The sequence below is a fragment of the Paracoccus sp. NSM genome, from assembly GCF_052379855.1.
Classification (GTDB): domain Bacteria; phylum Pseudomonadota; class Alphaproteobacteria; order Rhodobacterales; family Rhodobacteraceae; genus Paracoccus.
Genome location: NZ_JBQTCG010000037.1, coordinates 1 through 643, shown reverse-complemented (window position 1 = coordinate 643; position 643 = coordinate 1). Strand labels below are relative to the sequence as shown.

The 643-nt window shown below is 70.0% G+C and carries 1 pseudogene; it reads right to left on the bottom strand.

Annotation, left to right across the window (positions count from 1 at the left end):
- Positions 1 to 3: 3 nt before the first annotated feature.
- A pseudogene (locus ACTZWU_RS16720) lies at positions 4 to 643 on the bottom strand (recombinase family protein); the annotation flags it as partial.

Genomic DNA, 643 nt, shown 5'->3' with positions numbered 1-643 from the left:
GGCTCATAACCTGAAGGCCGCAGGTTCAAATCCTGCCCCCGCAACCACCGTTACAGACTCATCATCAGCCCCGGCCAATCGCCGGGGCTTTCGCATGTCCGGACGCCCGCTCTCCGCGAGGCTCAGGATCCCGGCAAGCTCGCCCACCAGCTCCACATGATGCCCGCCCGGCGCAGCCGCATCAGGCACCATCCGAAGCTCCCGGATCAGGCCCCGCAGGATCCCCGTCGCCGCAGGACGCGTGGACGGCCGTTGCAGGGCCTCCGCCAGCCGACCGATCTCCTGGCGGTAGCGCTCGCCCAAGGCCGGGTGCAGCCGCAGGGCAGGGGGCTCGGGCGTCTCTGCAAGCATCCGGGTCAGCTCCGCCTTGCGTGCCTCCAGCGCCTCCATCTTCGCCTTCATCGACGGGTGATACATCCCGTCCTCGATCGCCGTCAGGAGGCCCGCGATCTTTGCCTCGACCTGCGCCAGCTCCTTGCGGGCGGCGTCGTGATCGCGGCTGCGCCGTCCGGCCGCCTCGTTGAAGGCCAGGCGATAGGCCTCGACGAAGGCGGCGACCAGTTCCGGATGCATCAGCCGGTCGCGCAGCCCGCCCAGCACACGCTCCTCCAGGTCCTCGCGCCGGATCGTCGCCCGGTTGGTG